General features: G+C 67.0%; 20 protein-coding genes and 2 pseudogenes. 9 read left to right on the top strand and 13 right to left on the bottom strand.

Annotation, left to right across the window (positions count from 1 at the left end; genetic code table 11):
- Nucleotides 1–9 precede the first annotated feature (9 nt).
- Nucleotides 10–2,130: an AAA family ATPase gene (locus ACFHVL_RS12610; protein WP_416627905.1), complete on the bottom strand. Its 2,121-nt coding sequence runs from the start codon at nt 2,128–2,130 to the stop codon at nt 10–12.
- Nucleotides 2,131–3,356: 1,226 nt separating this feature from the next.
- Between ACFHVL_RS12610 and ACFHVL_RS12605 the strand changes: the two genes are divergently transcribed.
- Complete coding sequence (locus tag ACFHVL_RS12605; RefSeq protein ID WP_416627831.1) at nt 3,357–5,570, top strand: protein kinase domain-containing protein; 2,214 nt, start codon at nt 3,357–3,359, stop codon at nt 5,568–5,570.
- A gap of 842 nt (nt 5,571–6,412) precedes the next feature.
- Here ACFHVL_RS12605 and ACFHVL_RS12600 read toward each other — a convergent pair.
- Both ACFHVL_RS12600 and ACFHVL_RS12595 read right to left on the bottom strand, forming a co-directional pair.
- Nucleotides 6,413–7,507: an IS630 family transposase gene (locus tag ACFHVL_RS12600; protein WP_416627830.1), complete on the bottom strand. Its 1,095-nt coding sequence runs from the start codon at nt 7,505–7,507 to the stop codon at nt 6,413–6,415.
- A gap of 49 nt (nt 7,508–7,556) precedes the next feature.
- Nucleotides 7,557–8,039, bottom strand: coding sequence for a hypothetical protein (locus ACFHVL_RS12595; protein ID WP_416627829.1), 483 nt, complete (start codon nt 8,037–8,039; stop codon nt 7,557–7,559).
- Nucleotides 8,040–8,178: 139 nt separating this feature from the next.
- Here ACFHVL_RS12595 and ACFHVL_RS12590 point away from each other — a divergent pair, with 139 nt between their 5' ends.
- From ACFHVL_RS12590 to ACFHVL_RS12580, 3 genes are all read left to right on the top strand, one after another.
- Nucleotides 8,179–8,421 (top strand): transposase, encoded by a 243-nt coding sequence (locus tag ACFHVL_RS12590; protein ID WP_416627828.1) that lies wholly within the window; start codon nt 8,179–8,181, stop codon nt 8,419–8,421.
- 435 nt (nt 8,422–8,856) lie between these two features.
- Nucleotides 8,857–9,333, top strand: coding sequence for a hypothetical protein (locus tag ACFHVL_RS12585; protein WP_416627827.1), 477 nt, complete (start codon nt 8,857–8,859; stop codon nt 9,331–9,333).
- A 68-nt stretch (nt 9,334–9,401) separates the two neighbouring features.
- Complete coding sequence (locus ACFHVL_RS12580) at nt 9,402–12,971, top strand: tetratricopeptide repeat protein (protein ID WP_416627826.1); 3,570 nt, start codon at nt 9,402–9,404, stop codon at nt 12,969–12,971.
- Here ACFHVL_RS12580 and ACFHVL_RS12575 read toward each other — a convergent pair.
- A complete protein-coding gene (locus ACFHVL_RS12575) occupies nt 12,895–13,890 on the bottom strand; it encodes a transposase (RefSeq protein WP_416627825.1) in 996 nt (331 codons plus the stop codon). The genes ACFHVL_RS12580 and ACFHVL_RS12575 overlap by 77 nt on opposite strands.
- Nucleotides 13,891–14,048: 158 nt before the next feature.
- On the opposite strand from ACFHVL_RS12575, the gene ACFHVL_RS12570 reads away from it, so the two are divergent.
- The 4 genes and pseudogenes from ACFHVL_RS12570 to ACFHVL_RS12555 all read left to right on the top strand — a co-directional run.
- Entirely contained in the window at nt 14,049–14,627 is a 579-nt protein-coding gene (locus ACFHVL_RS12570; protein ID WP_416627824.1) for a hypothetical protein, read from the top strand.
- 95 nt (nt 14,628–14,722) lie between these two features.
- Nucleotides 14,723–16,060, top strand: a complete 1,338-nt coding sequence (locus ACFHVL_RS12565) for an IS701 family transposase (RefSeq protein ID WP_416627823.1) — start codon at nt 14,723–14,725, stop codon at nt 16,058–16,060.
- 39 nt (nt 16,061–16,099) lie between these two features.
- Nucleotides 16,100–16,423, top strand: coding sequence for a hypothetical protein (locus ACFHVL_RS12560; RefSeq protein WP_416627822.1), 324 nt, complete (start codon nt 16,100–16,102; stop codon nt 16,421–16,423).
- A gap of 99 nt (nt 16,424–16,522) precedes the next feature.
- Nucleotides 16,523–17,785: pseudogene (locus tag ACFHVL_RS12555) on the top strand (IS1380 family transposase); the annotation flags it as partial.
- Here ACFHVL_RS12555 and ACFHVL_RS12550 read toward each other — a convergent pair.
- On the bottom strand, nt 17,762–18,781 hold the full coding sequence (locus ACFHVL_RS12550; protein WP_416627821.1) for an ISAs1 family transposase: 1,020 nt from the start codon (nt 18,779–18,781) through the stop codon (nt 17,762–17,764). The pseudogene ACFHVL_RS12555 and the gene ACFHVL_RS12550 overlap by 24 nt on opposite strands.
- Nucleotides 18,670–18,951: a transposase family protein gene (locus tag ACFHVL_RS12545; protein WP_416627820.1), complete on the bottom strand. Its 282-nt coding sequence runs from the start codon at nt 18,949–18,951 to the stop codon at nt 18,670–18,672. Before ACFHVL_RS12545 ends, ACFHVL_RS12550 begins: the two co-directional genes overlap by 112 nt.
- Nucleotides 18,952–19,098: 147 nt before the next feature.
- Here ACFHVL_RS12545 and ACFHVL_RS12540 point away from each other — a divergent pair.
- A pseudogene (locus tag ACFHVL_RS12540) lies at nt 19,099–19,308 on the top strand (transposase); the annotation flags it as partial.
- Between the two features lie 902 nt (nt 19,309–20,210).
- On the opposite strand, the gene ACFHVL_RS12535 reads toward ACFHVL_RS12540, so the two are convergent.
- The 7 genes from ACFHVL_RS12535 to ACFHVL_RS12505 form a co-directional block, all read right to left on the bottom strand.
- Nucleotides 20,211–21,071: a hypothetical protein gene (locus ACFHVL_RS12535; RefSeq protein ID WP_416627819.1), complete on the bottom strand. Its 861-nt coding sequence runs from the start codon at nt 21,069–21,071 to the stop codon at nt 20,211–20,213.
- A 140-nt stretch (nt 21,072–21,211) separates the two neighbouring features.
- Nucleotides 21,212–21,385: a hypothetical protein gene (locus tag ACFHVL_RS12530; protein WP_416627818.1), complete on the bottom strand. Its 174-nt coding sequence runs from the start codon at nt 21,383–21,385 to the stop codon at nt 21,212–21,214.
- Complete coding sequence (locus ACFHVL_RS12525) at nt 21,382–21,657, bottom strand: hypothetical protein (RefSeq protein ID WP_416627817.1); 276 nt, start codon at nt 21,655–21,657, stop codon at nt 21,382–21,384. Before ACFHVL_RS12525 ends, ACFHVL_RS12530 begins: the two co-directional genes overlap by 4 nt.
- Nucleotides 21,644–22,564: an SAM-dependent methyltransferase gene (locus tag ACFHVL_RS12520; protein ID WP_416627816.1), complete on the bottom strand. Its 921-nt coding sequence runs from the start codon at nt 22,562–22,564 to the stop codon at nt 21,644–21,646. The genes ACFHVL_RS12525 and ACFHVL_RS12520 overlap by 14 nt, the downstream gene beginning before the upstream one ends.
- Nucleotides 22,564–23,193, bottom strand: a complete 630-nt coding sequence (locus tag ACFHVL_RS12515) for a GNAT family N-acetyltransferase (RefSeq protein WP_416627815.1) — start codon at nt 23,191–23,193, stop codon at nt 22,564–22,566. Before ACFHVL_RS12515 ends, ACFHVL_RS12520 begins: the two co-directional genes overlap by 1 nt.
- Nucleotides 23,190–24,701, bottom strand: coding sequence for an APC family permease (locus ACFHVL_RS12510; protein ID WP_416627814.1), 1,512 nt, complete (start codon nt 24,699–24,701; stop codon nt 23,190–23,192). Before ACFHVL_RS12510 ends, ACFHVL_RS12515 begins: the two co-directional genes overlap by 4 nt.
- Nucleotides 24,702–24,789: 88 nt before the next feature.
- A complete protein-coding gene (locus ACFHVL_RS12505) occupies nt 24,790–25,476 on the bottom strand; it encodes a GOLPH3/VPS74 family protein (protein WP_416627813.1) in 687 nt (228 codons plus the stop codon).
- Between the last annotated feature and the right edge of the window lie 846 nt (nt 25,477–26,322).

Below are 26,322 nucleotides of genomic sequence, written 5' to 3'. Positions count from 1 at the left end.
CCGCCGGGTTCACGTCGTTCCAACGGCTGGGTCCGCACCGTTCGCGGTCGATCCATGTTCAGGGCTGGTGCCGTCGGTGGTGGGCGTGTCGGCTTCGGCCCGCTGGCGGATGACTGACAGGCCGAACCTGCTGCGCACTGCCGCGCGTGTCAGGCGTCCCGCGTAGTGCTCCTCCAGCAGCGGCAGCAGATCGTGGTCCCATACCCGTTTGAGTCCGCCGTCGTGGTCGGCGCTGGGTCGCATGAAGTAGGAGGGTCCGATCTTGAAGTCGTGATCTGCCTCTCCTATCGCCTCGTTGAGCGCCCGCAGCAACCTTGGTCGCTGGTCATCTGGTCTGCCTTGTCGCCGAAGCCATTCGTCGAGCACGGATCTGACCGGTTCCTCGTCGGGGTGCAACTCGACGAACGCGAACCGTCGCCGCATGGCGGCGTCGACCAGTGCGATCGACCGGTCGGCGGTGTTCATGGTGCCGATCAGCAGTAGGTTGGGCGGCAGGTTGAACGCCTCCGCTGGCGAGTACTGCAGGCGGACCGTGGCCTGCCGGTACTCCAGGAGGAAGTACAGCTCGCCGAAGACCTTGGCCAGGTTGGCCCGATTGACTTCATCGATGACCAGGACGTAGGTCCTGGTCGGGTCTTCCTTTGCCTTCGCGGCGATCTCCCGCAGCGGACCCGGGGTCTTGGCGAACCCCAGGGTGCCGCCGTCGGTGCCCTCGACGGGCCGGAACCCCTCGAAGAAGTCTTCGTAAGCGTAGGAGGGATGGAACTGGACCAGCCGTATCGCGTCGCGGTCGGTGACGTGTCTCGCGACGGCCTGGGCGATGAACGTCTTGCCGGTACCGGGCGGCCCGCAGAGCACCACCTGCGAACGCTCGTGCCACAGATCCAGCAGGTCCTGCAACCAGTTTCGAGACAGGTGTAGGCGGTGGGCGAGGTCGTCAGTGGCGGCGCGCAGCACAGATGGCACCTGTCCCGGCGCAGGGGCCGGCCTGTCACTGTCGGCCGGCCGATCGGCAGGCTCGACCACCTTGTCGATCAGGGTAGTGAGAACCTCCAGCGCGCCGGTCAGGTCCACCACCGTTCCTTGCTGATCCAGCTCCGCGGGCAGCGGCGTGGGAAGGGCGTCGACCGGAAGGGCGTCGAGCATCAGCCACTGCACCGGCCGGCGCAGCCACACCCGCTCGTCGTCGGGGAGATACTCCGGCGCCCCCTCGATCATCCCGAGATGGAGCCGGTCGTCGACAACGGTCGCCACGACATCGTCGGCGTTCATCAGCGACAGGAAGGCGTGGTACTCGGTGGCGAGCACCAGCCGGCCGGCGTAGTCGAGGTGCCCGAAACCTGTCTCCACCGCTGCCCTGACCTCGGGCCGATCGGCGCCCGCCGGTACCTCACCAAGATGTGTGGCGACAAGCGACACCACACCGTCTCGTTTCCAGGACTGGAACAGATCGTCCCCGCCCCGCGGTCGGACCAGCCAGGCGCGCCTGCCCTGCGGGGGCGGCTTCCACTGCCCGACGAACGGCGGCCGGTAGAAGTCGACCGGCCGCCCACCGACCTGCTCCTGCACGCGGACGGCGATCTGGAACAGGTCCCGGTTGAGGTCCGTGCTGGGCGCAACACCGGTACTCGGGGCGAACGCATCGCGGATCGCACGCTTGTGCTCGATGTTGAGGATCGGCAGAAAGTGCGTGGGAAACCCCAGATACAGAAGTGACTCCCGCAGCGACGGCATGAGCTTCGTCCGGTACACGACGTCCTGCCAGACCCAGGGATCAGCAAGCGCGGAGGCGCGCTGCTCGCCCGGCACATCCCACCAGGCCAGTAGGAAGTCGACGGCGTCGGCGAGCCACTTCCACAGCATGGTGTTGGCCCCGATGCCACCGTTCCAGGTGCTCTGCTGGAAGGCCTCCAGCACTCTCTCCGGCACCGCCGCAGGGGTAGCCATCCAGGCGAGCACAGACTCGACCCGTCTCCGCTTGGTCGCGGCGGTGAGGTTGGTCAACGGCAGCGCCTGCATCGTCAGCAACTCCGCGGCCAGCAGCTTCACCTCATCGGACGCACCGTCGAGTTGCCGGCTCAGCTTGACCAGGAACGCGTCCGAACCCTGATCCGGCCGCTCGTTGTACACACGAAACAAGTCCGTCGCGGTGGACCGAGTCCACACCGACCAACCGGGGCGGAACAGCGATCCCGCCTGCCCCAGCCCGACGTCGATCAGCTCACGGCCGACCAACCTCACCAAATCGTCAGTGCGCGCAGGAGTGATCACCTGTTCATCCACACGGACCTCTTCTCATCGCACAGCAGGATCATGGACCGTGGTCACGATCTCGCTACCACGGAGCAACCTACCAACACGCTGCCGTCCACTACAGACCCTAAGCGGTTCGAAGGCACCGGGACCGGCGTCAAGGCAGCCGGAGGGATGTCTCGTACCTTCACCTCAGCGCCGAAGGAGGATAATCTCTTCGTCCTTCTACCTCACCACGGTCGGCGGCCTGATCGCCCGCCGGAAACCGCCACCGGCCAGACAGCCGACCTGCTATGCGAGCAGATCGCCATACTCACCGCGAACCCGGACACTCCCGAACGGCACCGGGGCCAGCTCTGGCGAAAACCGGCCCGGTGGGATCACCCCGGGTGCACGGGGAGCTCGCGAAGTCCCAGCTCGTAGAGGCGCGGCAGGTATAGGCACCGTGCAGGATCCGGCGCGATTACCCGTGAATGAAGTGCGCGATCGCCAGCAAGAGCGCCATTGTGGCGGCGAACGCGCTACCACTGGCGAGAATCGACTCAGGTACGCCCTTGCCAGCAGCATGGGCCAGTAGACCCACGACGCCAGCGACCACAATCGCAACAAGGAGCATGATCAGTACCAACGTCCAGCGTGGCGTGTGGGGCGATCCAACCGGAGGTGCCGGCGAGGTTGGTGGGGCGGGCATGTACGACATGCGAAGCTCTCCCGACTGAGCGCAGGATGATCGTGGGCTCGTTGTGCCTGGCGAGGTGCTCGACGATGGCCGACTTCCACGGTATAGCTCCAGCGTTGTACAATGCAAGGGTTATCACAGGAGCTGCCGGGCTAGCCCGGCAGCGCGTCGGATGTGCCGCATAGGAGGTCACCTCAACAAGGACTGCTGGCCGCGCTGTCCGTTCTGCACGTACAGCTGGTCCTGCGGCCATCGAAGGATCTTTGCTCTGCAGCACCAAGCGTGGCCCGCTCGGGAGGAAGCGGTGGGACAGCGCATGACCGGCGGCGATTCGTCTCGTTAATCCTGATCCCAGCCTCCCAGAACCTGGAGGCGGGGAGGCGCAGAGCGCGATAGCCACTTCTTGCCACGACCTGGAGTACCCATGGACGAACCGCCTGACGACGACACCGTGAGCAGTGCGCCACCAGGCGCGGCTGCGTTAAAATCGACGGTTTCCAAGGATCTGAGATGGTCGCCTGGTCAGTTGCAGGCGACTGATCCAGATTGTCGGACAAACCTTCCACCCACACTGCGGCATCGATACGTTGCCGAGCGAAATCTCGTCTCCGGAGATGGGGCCGACCTGCTTCTGGTACGAGACAGGGAGACCGGGGAGCCGGCGGTGGTGCGGCTTTTCCACCGCGACGTCCTTCCCGTTGACGAGAGTATGTTGGAGTCCCTGAGCAGAGCTGACCGGCACCACTTACTCGGGCTGCTTGAGTGGGGTAGCGATGACGGCTCCACCTGGGAAGTGCTGGAGTACGCCCCCGGTGGCTCACTGAAGGAGCTGCTTCGCGCCAGGCCCGGCCCGTGGCCGCCGCAGACGGTGCAAGAGGTCCTCAATCAGCTTTTGCCTACGCTGGAGTACCTGCATTCACTGCGGATAGTGCATTGCGATATCGAGCCAGCCAGCATTCTAGTCCGTTCGACTGAACCGCTGGATCTAGTCCTCGCCGGCATCGGCCTGACGACCTTCTTTGCCGGGGCTCAAGTCCGCCAAACTACCTCGCACGCCTCGGCCTACGCTGCTCCGGAGGCGGCTACTGGGAACATGTCGACCGGGCTGGACTGGTGGTCGGTCGGGATCGTCCTGGTGGAGCTACTCACAGGACGGCATCCCTTCCAACGGCCGGACGGTAGCTGGATGGACGACATGTTGATCGCCCGTAAGTTGATCTTCAACGACGTCGACCTGAGTATGATCGCGGACGAACGGTGGCGGTTGCTCTGCCGAGGGCTGTTGTGCCGGGCACCGGAGGGCCGGTGGGGGGCGGCCGAGATACGGCAGTGGTGTGCCGGCGGCGCACCGGCCCTGGCTGAGCCGCAGGGACCGGCGTTCACCTTCGCTGGCGCCGTATACACCACTCCGCAGGCATTGGCCGACGCCTTCCGTCAGCGGTGGTCCGACGGCCGACGGTTGCTAGCCGGACAGCGACTGGACGCCACACAGCTCCTCGCCCTGCAGGAATGGACAGGCGAGTGCGGACTGACCGCCTTCCAGCGGCCATTGGATCAGCCGTTCCGGCCGGACCGGGCGGTCGCCCAGGTGGTCCGGGCGCTGGACCCGACCGGCCCGGCGGTGGTCCAAGGCCGTCGGGTGGACCAGGAACACCTGCTCCAGCTCGCCAACGAGGCGATGGGTGAGGCGGGTCCGGCCCGCGCGCTCCTCGATGTTCTTTACCAGGACGGAATTCTCGCCGTACTGGACGACCTCCCCGGCTGCTCCGGGTACGCGCTACTAGACTCTCAATGGCGACGCTTAGTCGACGACTTCGTCGCCCGGGCCAACGCCTTGAGCCTACCGCTGTCAGCCGAGAGTCGGTCGCTGTACCGGGCGATGCTGCTGCTAGCGGCCGTTCCCGGCGAGGAGGAGGCGCTCGCACCGCAGGCCGCCGAGGCGGCGGCCGATCCGGACGCCCAGGCGCAGCCATGGTTCGCGCACCTGGCCAGGGAGAACCTCTCGGAGGAGTCACGGCCCGCCCACCACGCGATCCTTTTGCACGCAGCCCCGCTGGCCGCAGGCTTGACTACGCGACAACGCCCAGGGCACGAGCTGCAGGTCGCCGAGACCGAAAACAGCAGAGTTAGATCCACTCGTCTTGGTTCCCCGCTAGCGGCCGCTCGCCAAAGGACGGGCCGCACGCAGCGAGAGGTAGCTGAACGAATGGGGCTATCGCAAGCCCGTGTGTCTGCTATCGAGAGTGGGAATATTGAGACCACGGAGATCGCCACCTTGATCAATTACGCGCAGGCAATCGATGCAAGCCTCAGAATCTCATTCGCAATCGGAAACGTCGAGCAACCGATCTTGGACACGGCCAGCAGGCTAACTACAGACAGAGGTGGCAACCGAAATTCAGACGAGGAGGCCTCAAAACCTTTCCTGACGTCCCGAGAACACGAAATTTTGCTGTTATGGGCCGAAGGAGCGACACCAGAAACCATGACAAAGAGGTTGCAGATATCAGCTCGCACGATTGCCAAGCATAAGGAACGCATATCTCGCAAACTTGGTGCACCTGATCAAATTGACACAATTCTTCGCGCGCGGCAGTTGGGCCTATTATCCACTCAAGCCTACGGATCAGAAGGTTAAGGGCCAGAGTCCCTCCGGGTAACTAGATCAATAAGGGTATGACCTGCTGAAAGGCGATCATGCCTTTCTTGCCTGTACCGTTCGAATTCTCGACCATGGGCGCTGACGTGGTGCCTGCCAAAAATGTCATACGAGCAGGTCGAGCGGCATTTCCGTACTCGTGGAGGATGTCGCCGAAGTGTCGCGTCGGTGGATGCGCAGGGCGGCGAGACGGTCCGGGTCGCTGATCGTTTCGGGCAGTGGCGCAGTGGCCGGGTGTTGGTGATGCCCTGATGTGGACGGTGTTCGTAGGAGGCCTCGTACTCGCGGAGTGCGTATAGCAGGTGCCGCTGGTTCCAGATCAGGGTCTGGCCGAGAAGTTCGCGTCGGCAGGTCTGTACCCAGCGTTCCATGATCGCGTTCATCCGGGGTATCCGTACCCCTGTGAGTGAGACATCAGCCGGTGCTGGCCAGGACGTCGGCGACGGCGGGCGGCCACGACGGGTGCAACTTCCTCGGCGGGCCCCTGGCGCCGAACGGGGCATGGGCGTTCGCCCCGCCATGCGCCCATTGAGGTCAGCCAGCCGATGGTGCCTGCTGTGCCACGAACCTCCCCTGCGTGCCACGCACTGGCCCCACGCTGGTCGGCACGGTGACGTCGGGGCAGCAGACCGCGCACCGCTTGCGTCGCGGTGCCTCCGGCCCGAGGACGTCCGGCACGCGGACGTACCACTCCTGCCGGTGGGTGCAACCTGCGGTCAACATGTCGGAGGCGTCGTTGATGTTCCTCTTGAGGGAAGGGCAGCCCACGGCATGGGTACGGCCGCTGGTCTCGACGAAAGCATCCTTGGAGTCGACTGCCGCTAGTGTTCCGTATCTGAAGTCTTTTTGTGGTTGGCTTTGATGAGGATCTGGTCGGCGGTCTTGGTCCAGGCGAAGGGTTTGCATCGCTGGTTGTAGCCGTCGATGAAGGCACGGATCGCAGCCGTCAGGTCGGGCACGGAGGTGAAGGTGCCACGGCGGATGGCCTGGCGGGTGATGATCCCGAAGAAGATCTCCACGATGTTCAGCCAGGAACAGCTGGTCGGGGTGAAGTGCATGGTGATGCGGGGGTGTCGGGCCAGCCAGGCTTTGACGTTCGGGTGGTTGTGGGTGGCGTAGTTGTCGACCACGACGTGTAGCTTCACTCGGGGGTGGGCCTTGGCGACCTGCTTGAGGAAGGCCAGGAACTCCACGTTGGAGTGCCGGTCGAAGCAGGCGTCGGCGCTGACGCGTCCGGTGGCCACCTCCAGGGCGGCGAACAGGGTTGCGGTGCCGTTGCGGACGTAGTCGTGGGTCTGACGCTCCGCCAGTCCGGGGCGAAGCGGCAGGATCGGCGCGGTCCGGTCGAGCGCCTGGACCTGGGACTTCTCGTCGACCGAGACCACCACCGCGCCGGCCGGCGGGTTCAGGTACAGGCCGACCACGTCCCGGATCCTGGCTTCCAGTTGAGGATCGGTGGAGAACTTGAACGTCTCCGACCGGTGCGGTTGCAGGCCCCATTTGCGCCAGACACGTGACACGGTGGCGAAGCTGACCGGTGTTCCTTCCCGGCGCAACTGGTCGGCCAGCAGCCGCGCCGACCAGTGCGTCACTCCGAGATCCGCTGGTGGCCGCCCGTCGTCGGAGACGGTGCGCACCACGATGGCGACCTCGTCGACCACCGACGGTCGGCCCGAGCGGTCCAGGTCGACCAACGCGTCGATGCCGCCGGCGTCGTAGCGGTTGCGCCACGCCAGGACCGTCGGGGTCGACACTCCGACCTGACGGCCGATCGCCGCGTTCGGCACACCGTCAGCGGCGAGCAGAACGATCCTCGCCCGCTGCGCCAGGCCCGCCGCCGCCTGCGACGACCGGGTCAACGCGCGTAGACGAGACCCATCTCCCGGGCGAAGCGCCAGCGGCGCGGCAACAGACATGCCTCATTGTCCCGCACCTGAACCACAAAACCACTTACGACACGCGACACTAGGTAGCGCTCGAGTAGCGGTCGTGTTTCGGCAGCCCACCGGCTGTACTGAGCGCAGGCTCCGCGCATGGCCCGCCCGCCGAAGGGGTGGCTGCAGCTGCACTCGCCACAGCAGGCGCATGGGGTGCAGGGATGCGCAACTCCCTCGGCGTCGAGGACCATCGGTTCCTGGTCGCCGAGCGCAGAGCCAGCCCGTCGGCGATCCGCTCGGCCTGGTCGACCGCCGCGAGCAGTGTCTCGGCGAACTGCCGTGCCGTCGGCTCGTCGAGCAACAGCCGCGGCAGTCGAATCTGCACCGGGGGCGAGTCGTCGTCATCGTTACCGATGAACAGGCCCGTCGTGACGATGGGGGAGCCACCCGGCTCCATGTAACGGTATTCGTGGTGGACGTGCAGGCCCACCGCGTAGTCGCCCTCGTCGAAGGTGAACGTCGTACCCAGCTCGGCCGCCGACCGCGCCTGCTCTACACCGATCCTGCCCACGATCGGCAGCCTAGTGTCTCGTGATCCTGGTGGGTTTACTTGGTGTTGTTCGCGACGAGTTTCTTGATGTTGGTCTGGACGAGTTGGTGTCCCGCACCGGGTTTGATGGAGACATCGAGACCTGGGAGGAACACCAGCGATGCCTGCACCGAGGAAGTACTCCGACGAGCTGCGTGAGCGTGCGACCCGGTTGGTCGTCGAGGCCCGCCGGAGCATAGCCAGTTCGGTCGGCGCGATCTGGCGGATCGCCGACCAGCTTGGCGTGTGCCCCGAGGCGTTGCGTGGGTGGGTGAAGAAGGCCGAGACCGACGCCGGACAGCGGGCGTGCACTGCCAGCGGCGACGCCGACCGCGTCGCCGCCCTGGAAACGGGAGGTCCGTGAGCTGCGGCGGGCGAACCAGATCCTGCGCTCAGCGGCGACTTTCTTCGCGGCCGAACTGGACCGGCTGTCGAGATTAGGGTCGCGTTCGTCGACTCGCAGAAGGCCGAACACGGTGTCCAGTCGGTCCTGCGGGCGCTTGAAGACACGCCCGCCGAGATCGCACCGTCGACCTACTACGCCGCCAGGGCCCGCCCCGCCTCGGCCGGGCCGAGGCGTGACGAGGAGCTGTATCTCTGCAGACCGGTAAGCAGGGTGGTGAACACAAGTCAACTTTTGGGCCAGTCGGTCCAAATGGGCCAGTCCCAGCCATAGCGACGCCGGTTCGGTGGGCGAGTCATCTAGTTGTCTGTTGTCAACAAGTCAGATGGTTGTCGCCTCCGCGTCGTCTGTGCTAATCCAGTAGCACAAGGCATCGTCGGCTGTCGGGAGATGGGTATGGTCGCGGAATGGTTGCTTGCTCTGGCCGCCACTGGCGCAACGACATTGGTGGGCGCGGCGGCTACAGACGCGTGGACAATGGCCCGCGATGGGTTTGTCCGGGTACTTGGGCTGGGAGACCGGCGCCAGCGAGAGTTGATTGAACAGCGACTCGACCACACCGCAAGCGAGGTCGCTCTGGTGGAAGGTCCCGACCGGGGAGCGGTGCTACAGGCCCAGCTTATCGCCTGGCAGACCCGGCTTACCGACCTGCTGCAGGAACGACCGGAGTTGGCCGATGACCTGCGCGCTTTGATCGTGCAGGTCCAGTCAGGGTTGCCTTCGGAGCGGGCTCAGTGGGTGCAACAGATCAGCGCCTCCGCGCCCGGCGCTACGGCGCAGGGCGCGATGTTCGGCAACGTCATCAATCACTACTACGCGCCTGCGCAACGGGATGAGGCCAACGACCGGCCGAAGCCCGGTCCGCAGCAGTGACGGACGGTGAGGCAGAGGCACGGTGGGCGGGAAGCCCTGCTGGCCAGACCAGGTCAGTCGCTAGCCAGTTGGTCAGCGCGACGGCCGGGTTCGCGTACGGTGTCGTCGGCGCGGACGTACACGTCTTTGGCGACGGCACCCCAGTCTATTTGCTGCATACCTGGCTGCCGCCGCAGCCGCCGGACGATGAGTGGCTGCGGGCGCTGCCGAGCCGGATGCTCAACGCTCAGCACGCGGTCGTTGAGTTCACGGGGCGCACGGATGAGCTCGCTGCGCTGCACAGATGGCGGCAGAGCGGAGCCAGACTCAGCGTCCGCTGGTTACACGGGCCCGGCGGGGCCGGAAAGTCTCGCCTGGCGGCGCAGTTCGCCGCCGAGTCGACCGCGCAGGGCTGGAAAGTGGTCACGGCCGTGCAGGGCCCTGGCAGTGTGCTTCCCCCAGCGGGGAGTCAGGACCTGCGGCTGGGCGGAAAGTTTGGGATCGTACTTATCGTCGACTATGCTGACCGGTGGCCGTTGAGTCATCTGACTTGGCTGCTCAGCAACGCATTGCTGCATCAAGTCGGCGTGCCGGCGCGGGTACTTCTGCTGGCTCGGAGCACCAACGGCTGGCCAGCGGTCCGCGCGTCGCTGGCCAATCACCAGGCGGATACGTCGGCGCAATTGCTGGCTCCGCTACCAGACGCCGGCGAGCGAGACCAAATGTTCGCGGTGGCCCGGGACTCGTTCGCCCGCAGGTACGGCCTCGCAGGACCGCCCAGTGTTACGCCGCCAGTCCCGCTGGACGATCCCGCGATGGGGTTGACCTTGGCGGTGCACATGGCGGCACTTGTCGCCGTTGACGCGTGGCTCCGCGAGGGGCCGAACCCGTCGGATGCTGCCGGATTGACCGTTTACCTCCTTGACCGGGAACATCTGTACTGGACCACATTGTACGGTGACGGCACCCATCGGCTGGCGCCGGACGGCCAACCGTTTCGCACGCCACCGCAGGTGATGAATCAAGTGGCGTTCACCGCCGCGCTGACGGGCCCGGTGCGAGACACCGCTGGACCCGGCGTGTTGGACCGCCTCAACCTAGCTGCACGCGCTGGCCCGGACAGCGCATCCCCGCAGCTGACGGCCACCCAGGTTCTCATGGACCACGCGGTCTGCTATCCCCCGGAACCGGACACCACGCTCACGCCGTTCTATCCGGATCGGCTCGCCGAGGACTTCCTCGCCCTCACCACGCCGGGACATCAGGCGGACTATCCAGCTCAGGACTGGGCCAGCGACACCGCCGGCCGGATCTTACGTCTGGCCGATAAGGATCCGGCCGCCGGCGATCTGGGTAGGGCCATCACGTTCCTGGCCGCCGCCACCGACCGTTGGCCCCACCTGGGCCGGCGCATCCTGTATCCGATGATCCGGCTGGAACCTGTCCTCGCCCTGGCTGGCGGCAGCCCGGCGCTGACCGCACTGGCCAGTATCACTGATCCGGACGTGCCTACTCTCGAAGCGATTGAGGCAGTGCTGCCGTACGGCAGCCATATCGACTTGGACGTCGGCATCGCCGTGCTGGTTCGCCGGCTCACCAACCTTCGCCTGCCCTGCACGAACGACCCGGTGAAGCGGGCCGGCCTTCTTCACGTGCTTGCCCGCCGGCTGCAGTACGCCGGGGATCTGGAGGCGGCGCTTGAGTCGGCGAACGAGACAGTGTCCATATACCAGCATTTGGCGGCCGACGAGCCGACCGCGCACCGCCGCGCATTGGGCGACGCGTTGACTAACCTGGCCAACTTGCTCTGGCAGCTCGGCCGGGCCACCGAGGCCATCAGCCCAATTCAGCAAGCCCTGGCGATCCAGCGGGACCTCGTCGCAACAGCCGAAGCCGACAACAGCCGGATCGTCACCCTCGCCGGGACCCTCGACACCACAGCCACCGTGCTCGCGTTAGCCGGACACCAGGACGCAGCGTTGGCCGCCGCCCGCGAAGCGATAGACGTGCAGCACCGACACGAGCTTGCGCCCACGCTGCGTTGGAGCCTGCTGAACACCTACAGCCAGTGCCTAAATCGGGTAGGCCGGCGGGTTGAGGCGTTTGCCCCGATGCGGGACGCGGCGGTGATCTGCCGGCAACTCGCGCAGGAAAACCCCGGGGAGTACCTTCCCTCCCTCTCCGTCGCGCTGCTGAACATCAGCTTGCAATACAGCGAAGCGGGTGCGTACCGGGATGCGCTCGAACCTGCGAGGGAATCGGTGGACATCGCGCGAGAACTCGCCGATGTCAACCCCGTTGCTTACCGGCCGATGCTAGGCAGCGCCTTACACATGCTTGCGGCTGTATTCGACGACCTCGGGGAGCGCCAAAACGCCGTCACCACCCTTCGGGAGGCCGTCGAGCTACGTCGTGAACTGGCCAACGAACAGCCCGTGACGCATCTCCCTGGTCTAGCGGACTCGCTGATCAACCTTTCGGGCATGCTGCACGTAGTGCGCGACCCACGGACCATAGAGTGCGCGCACGAGGCGGTGGTGCTGTACCGGCAGCTCGCCGCTGCCGATCCTCAGATCCACCTCGGCGGTCTAGCTGCGGCCCTGAACAGGTACAGCAGTGCGTTGAGCGCTGCAGGACGCGAACACGATGCTCTGAACGCGATATGGGAAAGCACCCGGATCCGGCGCCAACTGAGCCAACGGCACCCGGCCGTCCACCTACCCCACCTCGTCTCCTCGCTGCAAAGTCTCAGCATTCGGCTCGCCGCACTCGGGCGTTTCGCTGAGGCGCTACCTCCGTCGCAGGAAGCTACCGGTATCCTTCGCGGCTTGGCTCGTACGGAGCCAAACCGGTTCCTGCCGACACTCAGCGCGACGCTGTACAACCTGAGCAACCGGCTGAGCGCGTTGCGGCGTTTCAGCGAAGCCCTGACCGCAGCGCAGGAAAGCACGACAATCCGGCGCCGGCTCGCCGCGAACGATCCCGGCCTCCACCTACCCGCCCTCGCAATGTGCCTGAATCAGCTAGGTGACCGGCTCGCGACGGTGGGGCGGCTATCTGAGGCCGCGACGGTCACCGGTGAGTCCGTCACAATCCTCCGACGGCTCGCTCAGACTGACCCCGCAGTGCATCTGCCGAATTTAGCTACTTCCCTCGGGGGCATGGCCAGCCGGTTAGCCGCACTTGGGCAACCGGAGCCAGCTCTGGCACACAGCGTGGAAGCAGTCGCCATCTATAGAACCTTGGTCCAGCGCAACCATGCGGCATACCTTCCAGTGCTGGCGAACATGCTCACGAACCTGGCAAGCGATTTGGCCGGTCTCGGCCGGTTGACCGAGGCGCTGACCGTTGGCGAGGAAGCGATCGCCATCAGACGCCATCTGGCCGCCGCGAACCCGGAGGGTCAATTGCCGCATCTGGCCGACGATTTGTACAACCATGGCATCTACCTCTATCAGCTAGGATGGTGGGAGCCAGCGATGGTAGCCGTCGACGAGGCAGTTCGGATCCTGCGATCGCAACTGCCCCGAGACGCCGAGAGATTTCGAAATCCGCTCCTGTCCGCGCTGGAAAGTCTGCAGGTCATCCTGACCCAGTCCGGGCGACGCCGCGACGCGCGCGCGATCGCCAGAGAGATCGGCCGACTACGGAGCTACTGAACCCAATCCCGGTGTGAACGACCCGGCCCGGTCCCAGGGGCAATGCTGTTAACTTTATGGGTCTTGGCTGGGTGGTGACCCAGAGCCTGATCTTCGTGCGGGGTGGTAGCGGCTTCTTGTACTCGTCTTTCTGGCGTGGGTAGCGGCGGCCGGGTTGGCGCTGCTCGCGGGCGAAGCTGCGTGGCCGGCGTTCGGCGGGGAGCAGGTTACGCGGGTCGGTGATCTCGTAGATGACGTCATGGACGAGCTCAGCCAGTCGTTCGGGGGGAAACGCCGCGTCGTCACTGACGTGACGGGCGACGGCATCGCGGGCGCGGGCGAACGATATCCGGTCCGGGTCTAGGCCGGCCTGTTCCGCGCCGGCCACGATCAGATGTCGGATCGCCTGGTAGAGACAGAGCAGCCCGTACACCTCCTGGCGGACGAGGTCGGGTTTACGGGAACGGAGCACGACGTCGGCTCCACCGCGCAGCCGGGTCTCCACCTCCCCGATGGCGGTCTCGATCCGCCACCGGTCGCGGTAGAGGTCGGGAAAGTCCCCCAGCGGATAGGCCCGCTCATCGAGCAGGGTCGTGACCAGGCAGAACAGTTCACTGACCTCATACTCGCCGTGCTGATCGGGTTCGGTCTCGACGGTGTACTCGATCACCCGCACCTCGATACCGGGAATCTCGGCCGGCGGGACCTTCCGCCGCCGTAACCGGCGCGCCGCGACCGGATCGGCGACACGCGAGATCCAGGAACCATCCGCCAGCCGACGCAACACCGGCAGGTCCACCCCCGCCTTGACCCGAAACACCGCGTGCGCGCCGGTCGCGGCGATCGCCCCCAGGTCCTCGTACGACAGGAAGTTACGGTCACCGACCACCACATCGGTGGACCCGAGCAGCCGCCACAACGTCCGGGCCAGCGGCTGCAAATTTCAAATGTCGTTGACAAGGGGAGACGCCGTGGAGCCGATGCCCCTCTTGGGTTGGACGATCATCTGTCCAAACCTGCCAGCGGCGCTGCCGGGCATCCTCAGGGTATTCTTGAAGCTCCGCAGGCACCGTCGATGACGGCAAAGGTGTGGTGGCGATGGACTTCCCAAGGTTCTCCGACTGTCCCAGACTCCCCGAACCTGCGGCACTCCCGCGCCCCTCGTACGACAGCTACTGGGAACGGTCCAGGATCGAGATTGGCTACGATCTGGAATACCTAGCCAACGACACTTCCTACGACGTTCCAGACGAAGCTCGACCGGACGACGATGGACCGGACGAGGATCCGGAACTTGCGGATCGGTCTGACGAGGGCGACACGATCACCGACGACGACGGGCCGCCGGACCAGGACGACGACATCCTCGATGTCGGCCTCGAGGAGTCCGAGGGCAGTGATCCGGGAGTCTCACAAACGGCCAGAGGGCGGAGCAACGTGTCTGGCGACCTCGAATCATCGGACCGGTCCCACGAGCGTGACGCGAACGTTGCCAACCGGCCGCCAGAGCAGGAGGACGGGACGGGTGACATCACCGACAACGGGCATGCTGACGGTGCCAGGGAAACAGCCCGACTTCCCGACGGAGGACACTCCGACCGGCCACAGGAGAGCGCCGCGGAAATCCTCCGGAGAATGGCCCAATTCCTAGTAGGGCAGCCGTACTTCGTGACCTGACCGGTGCGGTGGGGTATGGACGGACAGGATGTGCGGCGACGGAGACGGCCACCGCATGATCGTCCGGTGTTGTGTGGACAACGAAGGATCACGAGGTGGCCGCAGCGGCCATGGTAGAGGCCGGTCGGGTCGAGGAGAACCTCGCCACGCTGATGGGAGACCTCGGTACGTGTTTCGCCCGGGTCGAACCACTACGGCAGGCCGGCAAGTACGTCCGTGGCCTGATCGCCGACCTGCCCCGGAAGAACTGCTGGACCCTCGCCGAACACGCCGGGGACACCACCCCGGACCGGATGCAACGACTCCTCGAACGCGCGGTCTGGGACACCGGCAAGGCGATGGGCGTGGTCCGTGACTTCGCCGTGGCACGCCTGGCCGACCCGGACGGCGACAACACGCTGATCTTCGACGAGAGCGGCGTGGAGAAGACCGGCACCGGCACGTGCGGCGTGACCCGCCAGTACGTGGGCTGCGCGGGAAAGGTCACCAACGCCGTCAACCTGGTCAACGCCACCTACGCCACCCGCGCCGGCCACGCCCTGGTCGGCTCCCGCCTGTGGATCCCCGCCGCCGACCTCGACGACGACGCCCGCCGCGCCGCCACCGGCGTCCCCGCCGACACCGAGTTCGCGACCAAACCCCGACTCGCCGCCGACCTGCTCACCGAGACACTCGACGCCGGCGTACCGGTGCGGTGGTGCACCGCCGACGCCGTCTACGGCCGGGACCGGCGGCTACGCGACACCTGCGAGACCCGGGGAATCGGCTACAGCCTCGGCGTGCCGTGCTCGTTCCGGATCACCCTGCCCGGCTGGAAGACGAAGATCCGCGCCGACACCGCTGTCACCGCCCTGACCACCGACACCGCCTGGCAGACCATGTCCTGCGGGGCGGGTTCCAAAGGCGACCGCTGGTACGCGTGGGCGTGGATCGCCACCGCCGGCCCTCGCCACTACCTGCTCGTACGCCGGAGCCTGGCTGACCCCGACGACCTCGCGTACTTCTACTGCTGGATACCGGAGCGTCTTCCGGCGACCCTGACCGCGTTGGTGAGGGTGACCGGCCGGCGGTGGACGATCGAGGAGGACCACGGGTTCGGCAAGGACCACTTCGGGTTCGACCAGTTCCAATACCGGCTCCACACCCCGATCATGCGGCACATAGTGCTGGTCATGGCCGCGCTCGCCGTCTGCGCGGTCACCGCCGCCGACGCCGCGGCCGGCACCCCGCCACCGCCCCGACCCACCCACCCCAGCGAACCACCACCGGCCGACCTCGGACTCGCCCGGCTGACCGTGGTCGAGATCAAACGGTTGTACAACCTCGCGACCAGAGCCTGGCACAGCATCGAGCACCATCTCCGCTGGTCCTGGTGGCGCCGCCGCCATCAAGCCCGCGCCCGCTGGTACCACTACCGATCCAGACTCACATGATCAAGTCACGAAGTACGGCTGCCCTACTAGGATGGCGTCGTGAGCAGTGATTTCGGATTCTGGAAGCATGGCACGGGTGACCCCGAGGAGATTTTTGACAAGCTCGCTGAGGGTGACGCTAGCGACCTCTCTTCGAGCTCGGACATAATGCGGTTCCGTGAAGAACTGCTAGCGCGTTGGCCCGACATCGAAGATGTGTTGGAGCCTTCGGAGTTCGATCTGGAAGACAGTCCGGATGACGCAATGAAGTATGTGCTCTTGACTCTGTCTGTCCGACAGTTGGATTACTTGCCGGAAATCCTGTCCATGGCGAAGAGGGCCGGTCTCGTCGGATTCAGTGGCGTGGCGGGCGAGTCAATTTAGTGTCTCGTGATCCTGTTGTCTTGACGTGATGTCGGTGTGGTTGGCTGTGCTTCGTGAAGTGCCTTCTGATCAGGGAAGATAGGGCTTGTCGAGAGTCCTATGGAACCCGTCACGGAAGGCACTTGCTGGGTGAAGGCTACCGCAACACGTCCGAAGATCACGGTGACCGGGGACGGGCGGGGCGTGGTCGGTCACGCCGGCGCCCGGCTGCTCGCCGATCTCGCCGACACCACCGGTCTGACCAGCGCGTTCGGGCAGGCCCTGGCCGGTCTGCGGCGACGTCGGGGCGGCCACGATCCGGGCCGGATCGCGGTCGACCTGACGGTGATGCTCGCCGACGGCGGTGAGGCCATCGCCGATCTGGCCGTGCTCCGTAACGAGGCGGCCCTGTTCGGGCCGGTCGCGTCCGGCCCGACAGCGTGGCGGCTGTTGTCGCAGCACGACGCCACGCTGCTGGCCGAACTACGGTCCGCCCGGGCGCACGCGCGTGAGATCGCCTGGGCCCAGCACGCCGACACCCGTGGTGACCTGCCGCAGCCGACGGTGGCCGGCCAGCAGGTCGACGGCCTGGTCCTGGACATGGACGCCACCATCGTGATCTGCCATTCGGAGAAGGAATCAGCGACCCGTACCTGGAAGAAGACGTTCGGGTTCCATCCGTTGTTGTGCTTCCTGGACAACACCGGCGAAGCTCTCGCCGGTCTGCTGCGTGAAGGCCGGGCCGGGTCCAACACCGCCGCCGACCACATCACCGTGCTCGACCAGGCCCTCGCGCAGATCCCTGACCAGTATCGGCACGGCACCCCGATCCTGCTGCGCTGCGACGCGGCCGGTTCCAGCCACGGCTTCCTCGCCCACGTCCGCGGCCTGCGTGAGCAGCATCTGGACATCCGATTCAGTGTCGGTGCCGCGATCACCGAACCGGTACGTGAGGCGATCCGCGCCGTGACCGGCTGGGTACCCGCCGTCGACACCGACGGCGACCTGCGCGAACACGCCGAAGTCTGCGAGATCACCGGCCTGTTCGACCCGGCCGGCTGGCCCGAGGGCACCCGGTTCGTGGTACGCCGGGAACGCCCGCATCCCGGCGCCCAACTGTCGCTGTTCGACACCATCGAAGGCTGGCGGCATCAGGTCGTGGCCACCGACACCCCTGCCGGTGACGGATCCGTCCAGTTCCTGGAGGCCCGCCACCGGGCACACGCCCGCGTCGCCGACCGCATCCGCTGCGGCAAGAACACCGGCTTCGGCCGGTTCCCGTCCCGACACTTCGCGATCAACCAGGCCTGGCTGCAACTGGCCCTGACCGGTATCGACCTGCTCGCCTGGACCCCAGGGTCATTGCGTAGTGGGGTAACTGCTGGTCACGGTCGTGATGAGGTCGTGGGGGCGGCGGTCGGCGCGGCGGGCGGCTCTGGCGATGTTGGTCTCGCCGTTGCCACGGTGAAACCCGATCGCGGTGTTGCGCAGGACCGCCGCGACAGCGGGCCCGTTGCCGGTACGAGCCCGGTGGGCGTCCTCGCGGAAGGTCACGTCCCGGACCCAGTGCAGCCGGTTCTCGATGTGCCATTCCAGACGGGCCCATTGCTGCAGTTCAGCAGGTCGGGCGTCGGCTGCGGGCAGTGACGCCACCAGATAGACGGTCTCTCGTGTGCGTTTACCGGCGGTTGTGCGGGTACGGGTGATCCGGACGGCCTGCTGGGCATGCGGGAAGCCGATGCCACCGGGAGTCTGGAGGGTCAACGCCTTGACGGTACGGGTCTCCCGGCGGCCGTGCCCGACGTCGCGGTGTTGGTCCCCGACCGGCACCCGCGCCCACGGAAGGCGTTTGAGCTGGGCGAACAACGTCGGCTGGTTGGCCTTGACCGACACGTACAGGTGTCCGCCGGCAGCGGCGACGGCACGAGCGTGGGCCACCTGGGCGTGCAACGCGTCCGCGACGATCACCACACCCGCCAGGCTCCCCAGTCGAGCCTTGACCTGCTCCAGCAGCGGGGCGAACGCCGGGATCTCGTTCGACTTCGCCGCGACCTGGACCTGCGCCAGGACCACACCGGTCGACGTGTCGTAGGCCGACAGCAGATGGACCCGTCCTTCGGGCAGGACAGCACCCCGCACCACCTTGCCGTCGACAGCGATGACACGCCGCGCCGGCGCGGGCGCTGGTAGTCGGGAGCACAGCCAGTCGGCCAGGACCGACGTCAACGTCTCGGCGTCGACGCGGACCAGCAACCGCCACACCGTGGTCAGGACCGGTACCCGGCCGGTGAACCCGAGCCGGCCCCACGCCGACGCGTCGAGATCATCGAGCCAGTCGCCGATCGCCGCGAACGTGGAAGCCCGGCCACCACCGCACACACCGCAGCCGCGAGCACGCTCGCCAAGGGGTAGCGGACTCCTCGCGGGTCACGAGGATCGGGAACTCGGGCCAAGGCTTCCAACAGGCCATACGCCTCCCGGTCGGCGGGCATCGTGCCGGATGGGGCGGGGGCGTGCTGACGGATCACGTCGATCAGCGATGATGACATGCGCGGGTGTGGTCCTTGTCGGTGTCATGTTGTCTCAGCAACTCCATGATCACCTACGGGCCGCACCCGCCCCTTTGTCACTCTCCAACCAGGTCGATGACAGCGCGTTCACGCAGGCCAGAAGTACTCTCAGGCGACTACGCAAAGCCCCTGGCCTGGACCCGGATCCTGCTCTTGGACGGCGACCTCGCCGCTGCCGAGCCGAAGAAGCTGCGCTACCGGCTGCTGCACGTCGCCGCCCGTGTCACCCGCACTGCCCGGCGGACCCGTCTCGCCATCGCTGCGGCCTGGCCCCGGACCGACGCCCTGACCAGGGCATTCGACAGACTCGCCGCACTGCCCCGGCCCGCCGGCTGACCTTACGCCCCACGTTCCGACCAGCGATCACGGAGGAAACCCGGCCCCGCGCCGGGCCCTCGCCATGCCAACAAAACGGCACGGACACCCAAAACCCGTTCCATCGGATGACGGCTATGGACTGGCACTCAAGTGAAAGACCGAGACTCGTCCGCATGCCAAACCGCTTCAGACGGTCCGGGCCTCCCCCGGCCTCGGGCGTCGCCGCCAGCCAGTAGCACAACCGCGCAGGTCAGTTGCCCCGTTTGTTGTCCGCCCGTTGCTCGGTCAAAGTCCAGGTCAGTTCAGTTCAACCTCAGCGAGAGCGGCCGGCCAGCGTCATAGTGGATGGTCTTGATAGTGCGTCGAATAGCCCGACGCGGCAGTGGCCGAGACGGTGCAGACACGCGCGTAGCGTCGAACGCAGTGGCCGTAGAGCATTCCAGCGCCCACCGGTGGGGCATGGGTGATCCGTGGGTGCTCGGACGCCAGCGAACCTGGACGGATTCCACCCCTGGATACTGGATTCCTGCCACGAGCGGCTGCCGATCAGCCGACTACGGTGCGCGACGGCCGCGCTGACCTGCCGATACCGCGCGGCCTCGGGCTGGATTGCCAGCCAGAAATCCGGACAAAAACGCCTTACGTTCGGTAGCGAAGGCAAAGGTGCATACCGGGTATTAAAAGTCCGCTGCTCTGCCGATTGAGCTAACAGCCCGCAAGGTCCAAGACTACCGCAAGGCGGAGGTCGCGCAGGTGGCGGGCGATGGTCAGGGAGGGGTGATGCGGGGCGGCGCGGTCGATTTCTTGCGGGAGATCGACATGGAGATGGTGCCGCGCCGCCCGGGTGGAGCATATCGGCGGGGTGGGTGGGGGTGTCATGGTCGCGGTGCTGGTGAGGGTTGTGGGCGGGTGGCCGCCGTCTATCTCGGGCTGGTGATGGCGGGTTGATGGTGGTTGCGGGGGTTGGGGTGGTAGCGGGGGTGGGGTGCGGGTGGCCGGTGTAGGAGGTAGCGGGCGGCGTTGGCGCGGATGGGTGGGAGGTATCCGACGGTGGGCCACCACTGTTGGTCGTGGTCGGCCTGGTAGCCGGCAGTGGTGAGTGCGGTGGTGATGCCGGGTAGGTGTCGGGCTCCCCAGACCATGACGAGGTCGTCGGTGGTGGCGGTAGCCGCGTCGATGGCGGTCTGGGTGCGGGTGTGGAGCAGGACGTGGGTGAGCGGGTCGGCTTTGGCGGTGCGGGTGGGGTTGGGTGTTGGTAGCCGGGCGGCGAGGCGGTTGCCGAATGCGAACAGGGCCTGGTGGCGGGCGAAGCCCCATGGTTGGTGGTCTGGCCAGGTGAGCAGTTTCAGGTGGCGGTTGATGTAGCGGCGCATCGTCTCGGTGCCGACGAGACGGATGATGTCCAGGTCGGTGAGGTCGGTGCGGTGCCAGTCTGGGCGGTGGAGGATGGCGGGTTGGTAGACCCAGCCGAGTGCCGACATGCGGAGGGCACCGAGTTCACGCATGTCGGTGAGTTCGGCAAGGACGGTTTGCTCTGTGGTGGTGGGCTGGTCGTCGGGTCGCTGGTGGTGGGAGTTTTCGTAGTGGACGGTGAAGCCGTCGTGTTGGTAGGCGGTGATTTCGTTGAGCAGGGTGTGGTAGTAGGCGGCTTCGCCGTAGTGCGCGGTGGAGACGACGATGATGCGTCGGCCGCTGTCGGGGTGGGTGAAGGGGGTGATCGGGGTCCGGACGACGTGGTGATGTCGGCTGCCCGGGGGTGCGATCTGCAGGTGGGGGGTCATGTCCTGTTCCTGTATTTGTGTTGGGGGCGTGGTGGTGGCTCCGACACACGGTGGCGTCGGTCGCCCGTCGGTGCAGCGTGTCGGCCCGGCTGGTGGTGGCGCCCGGGTGGGTGGGATGTGGTGTGCCGGTGGAGGTCTACTCATTCGGGTTCGCCGGTGTGGTGGCGCAGGATGACGGCGGCGGCAAGGACGAGGAGTCCGGTGGTGAGTAGCCGCCGGGCCCGGTATTTGGCGAGTGCCCAGGTCACGCTGTTGCCGGCGTGGAGTACGGCGATGGCGAGCAGGATGATCCCGACCGCGACGGGGGCGGTCATTGTTCGGTGTGGGGGGTTCGGTGGGGCTTCTGCCGGGTGGGACCGCTCGCTGGGTGAGGGTCGTCGTGTGGGCGGGAGGTCGCGCCGGCGCGGTCCTGCGTGATGATGGTGAGGACGTCGCTGACGGCGGTCTGGTCGAGGTGCAGGACGATCTGGTCACGTCCGGGGTCGTAGCCGACGTGGGTGACGGGGATGGTGTAGTCGCGGACTCTGACGGTGACAAGGTTGCCGCGCCGGGCCTGTAGAGCGGTGATCAGATCATCGCGGCGCATCGACGGCTCCCTGCGGCCGGTCGCGGTGTGGAGGATTCGTCCGCTGCTGGCGGTGGGTGGTGTCGATCCGGCCGATCTGGACATCGGTGAGTACCTCGTGGGTGTCGTCGTCGGCTGGTTCGTCGGGTGCCGGCGGAGCCCAGCCCGACGGCGGTATGGCAGGTGGTGACAGGGTCAGGCCGCAGCCGCGTAGGAGTACGGCGATCTGGGCTGGTGTGCGTCGGTGGTACGGGATTCCGGCCTGGGTGAGAAGGTGCTGGACCTGGCGGAGTCTGTCGTCGCCTCGGCGGGTGGTGTGGGTGGTGACTACGATCCGGCTGCCGGCCGGCAGGCGTCGTGTCAGCTGGGTGACCAGGTCGTGGAGGTGAGGGTCGTCGAGGTGGTGGGCAACGCTGGTGGCCAGGACGGCGACCGGCGCCGACAGGTCGACACGGGTGGCGACCGTCGCGGTGAGGTGCGCGGCGTCGGTGAGGTCGGCGTCGACCACAACCACGGATCCGGCCGGGTCGCTGAGGTGCAGGGCGCGGCAGTGGGCCAGGACGAGTGGGTCGTGGTCGACGTACAGAGTCGTGCTGGTCGGGGCGGTGTGTTGGGCGATGGTGTGGGTGTCGGTGCGGTCCGGGGTGGGTAGACCGGTGCCGAGGTCGACGAACTGGCGTATCCCGTCTGTGGCGAGGGCGGCGACGGTGCGGGCGGCCGCCTGTCGGGCGGCCCGGTAGCCGTGTGGGATGCCGGGATGGACGCGAGTGATCTGGTCCCCGAGCGTCCGGTCGGCGGCGAGGTGGTCCTTGCCGCCGAGCCAGTAGTTCACCAGCCGGGCGAGCGCCGGCCGGTTGGTGTCCATGACTGCGGTAGCGGGGCTGGTGCCCGGCATGGCCGGGTGGTGGCTGGTGGCGAGAAGGGTCATCACCGCTCCCGGCTGGCGTTGGTGTGGGTGTGGGGTTGGCGCCACATGGGCCACAGGGGTGGTCCGCCGTCGGGTAGGTGTACCGGTGCAGGGGAGGTGTCGTAGTAGCCGAGTCGTTGGTAGAGGCGGCGGGCGTTGGGGGTGGTGGCGATGAGGTGGACGGGGGTGCCGGCGGTGTCGCAGGTGGCGTGCCGGTGGGTGAGCAGGGCGGTGCCGATGCCGTGGCGTTGCCGGTCGGGTGCGACGCCGAGGTAGGCGAGGTAGGTGTGCGGGCGGGGCGGGGTGTGTTTGTGCAGCAGCGCGGCGAGGCGGGCGAACCGGGGAGCATGCGGGCCGGTGACGCGGTCGACCGTGGCGGCGTGGTGGGGGGCGGGGTGGTGGGCGACGGTGTGGGGCAGCCACAACGCGGCACCGGCGTGGTCGTCGGTGGTGTAGACGGTGCCGCTGACCATTGCTCGGGTCAGGATCGCGGGACACAACTGCTGGTAGACACGTCGGCGTTCGCCGGGGTCGGGGATCAACCAGGAGGCGTCGGGGGTGTCGACAAACGCGTCCACCAGCATTGGTGCGAGCTGGTCGATGTCGTGGCGCTCTGCGACGCGGACGATCGTGGAGTGGGCGGTGGTCACCGGCGAATCTCCTGACGGACAGTGACGGACAGGTGGGTGGCGGCGTCGACTCCCGCGCCGACGGTGGCGTAGACGGTCGGCCGTGTCCGGCGCAGTACGGCGGCCCAGCCGACACCGACGGCGATAGCGGCGACGTACAGGCCGGGCAGCAGCCACCGGGCTGGGGAGCCGGCCGGGACGTTGAGGAGGTCACCGAAGCCGATGAGGGTGCCGCCGAGGATGAACACCAGCAGGTTGAGCGCGGCACCGGGGGCGAGCGCGGTCGACCAACGGCTCTCACCCCGCGCGTCGTGGCGGAAGTAGACGAGCACTGCGAGGCTGGTCGCGGTCATCAGGATCAGCACCCCGAGTCCACCGGTGACGGTCAACCAGAAGAACAGATGCGTGATCGGATCAAGCCCAGCGGCCGCGTATCCGGCGATGACCAGACCGGCCACGGCGGTCTGGGTCAGGGAGCCGAGTTTCGGTGCCCCGGTCCTCCCGTTCGTCCGTCCCAACGCGGCGGAAAGGACCTGCTCACGGCCCAACGCGAACAGGTAGCGGGCGACCATGTTGTGGAAGGCGAGCAGGGCGGCGAACAGGCTCGTCACCAGCAACAACCGGCCGACGTCGACAACGAGCGGTGGGAGGTGGCCGTCGACCAGGACGAACATCAACTCCGGACCGTGCCGGACGGCGGCGTCGACGATCCGGTCGGGTCCGGCGGCGGTCTGCATCGCCCACGCCGACCCCGCATACAGGACAGCGGTGACGGCGATCGCGGTGTAGGTGGCGTAGGCGACCGTCCGCCGGGGGTCGCGGGTCTCCTCCGCCAACACGGTGGTGGCTTCGACGCCGACGTAGCCGGCGATCCCGCCGACCAGGATCGCCGCCATCCCCGGCACCGCCAGATGCGACAGCTCCAACCCGTGCAGCGACACCACCCCACCCGCAGGGTCAGCGGTGACCATGACCGCGTCGAAGACCACCACCACGGCGACCTCCGCGATCAGCAGCACACCCAGCACCCGGCCGTTGAGGTCGACCCGCGCCAACCCCAGAACAGCGACCAGCACCCACGCCGCGAAAGCCCACACCCACCACGGCACGCCGACACCGGCCACCGCCGACGCGGCGGCGGCCGCGACGACACCGAACGCCCCGTACAGGCCGATCTGCATCAGGTTGTAGGCCACGACCGCCACGAACGCCGCCGCCACCCCCGACGCCGGCCCGAGAGCGTGGGCGACGTAGGAGTACATCGACCCCGCGTTGACCACATGCCGCGACATCGCGACGTAGCCGACCGCGAACACCACCATCACCACGGCGGTCGCCGCGTAGGCGACCGGTACCCCGGACAGACCGGTCACCGCGTACGCCGTCGGCACCGCGCTGGCGACCACCGTCATCGGCGCCGCGGCCGCCAACACGAAGAACACCACCTGCGGCACCCCGAGCCGCGACCTGGCCAGGACGGCGGCGACACCACCCCGACGCGGACGCGGCACACCATACGAAACAGACACAACAGACTCCCGAGGAGAAAGACGAGAAGAAGGGGGTTCAGCGCGGCCGGTGGCGTCCAGGCAGACGCCTGAGCAGGGTCGACGGAGGTCAGGTCCGGCCACCCAACACAGCCCGACCCACCGTCGCCGACAACTCGACCAGCAGGGCGTCGACCTGTACTGGCACCGGACTCAGCAACTCGTCGAGACACTGCCGCGCCTGCGGCTCACCGTCGAGGAACCGGCCCTCGACACCAGTACCGATACACAGCCGCGCCAAGGCGCTGTCGAACGGATCCAGCAACTCACCGCAGCGGATACGGGTCGACAACCTGGCCCACGGCCACGCCGCCACGTTCATGTCCGCCGGCGCCCACACCGTCCGGGGGGACGTCATCAGCCGCCGGACCCGCACCGGCCGCACCACCCCAGCCTCGGCCAACCGCTGGCCGACCGCAGGCACCGACGCCTCGGCGAGAACCTCGAGCCAGACCGGAACCGGCTGCCCCGGCTCTGCCGCCACCCACGCGGCGACCTGCCGTTCAAACCCGCCCACCCGCACCGCCGGTGGCGGGCACGCGAGATTTCCCGACGGCGTCACCGTCAGCACACCGGCCACGACCAGATCCGCCAACACGGCGGCCGCCACCCCGAACCCGGCGAGCCGCGGCGCCAACCGCAACTGACCCGACACGTCATGGTGCGCCATCAGGAAGAACTCATCCGCCAACAGACGACGATCAACCGGCAACGACAACACCGAACGCCGAGGCGCTCCGGAGCGGTAGACGGTCATGATCGACCTCGCCTCGTCCTCGCACGCCACATCGAAAACAAGGCTTGCGGTGACGACTGGTCCAGACCACCAGAGCTCACTGTCTCTGCGGCCCAAGTCCCGCCGGTCGCTCCCGGCACGACCGCGTCAGCTCTCATGACCTGCATCTGCCGGACGTTCACGATCGACCGCCGAAGCATCCGGCCGCGACTTCACCGGTCAGCCCTCCACCTGCGCTACCGGCCGCTGAGCGCGATGCCGGCCACCGCCGTCCCAACAGTCCGGATGCCCGACCGTGCGCTAGGTGTCCCAAGTTGTGCGAGCGGGTTGCGGTGCAGTCCGGGCACCGCAGCGTGTGCCCACATCCGGTGCACCAACGGTGCCGACACCGACATCCCCCAAATCCCGGGATGGCAGCCATCAGTGAAGAGGCGACGGCCACTACGAATGCGGCGGTCAGCGACATGGCTACACCTTCTAACTAGAAACCTTGGTTGGGCCTGCCGTACCGGTGACGGGGGACACCGGCACGGCAGGCGGTCTAGGTCACCGCGCACTACGGCTCCCGGCGCGATCCGGAATGCCGACGAGCCCGCCAGGCCCGCGCCGGTTGAGCCCCGTCGGTGTGTGTCGCGGCTAGGTCATGGGCTCCATTCAGGGGGTATCGCTGGGCCATCGCTAGACCACGGAGGCAGACACGGAGACTGTCCGCATCTGTCGTAGCTATTCACCGGGGGCGGGTGAGTTTTCCTGCATTCCGGGCGGTGGCGTGACCTGCGGTGTCTTCCGGGTGTGCTGGTCGTTGCAAGGGGCATGGCCGTCGATCCGTTGCTGTGCTCGCGGGAGGAGCTGCTTGCCCTCGTCGCG

Source organism: Micromonospora sp. LOL_023, assembly GCF_048060115.1.
Lineage (GTDB): Bacteria > Actinomycetota > Actinomycetes > Mycobacteriales > Micromonosporaceae > Micromonospora_E.
The sequence above is the reverse complement of the archived record's forward strand: the minus strand, read 5'-3'. Positions and strand labels throughout refer to the sequence as shown.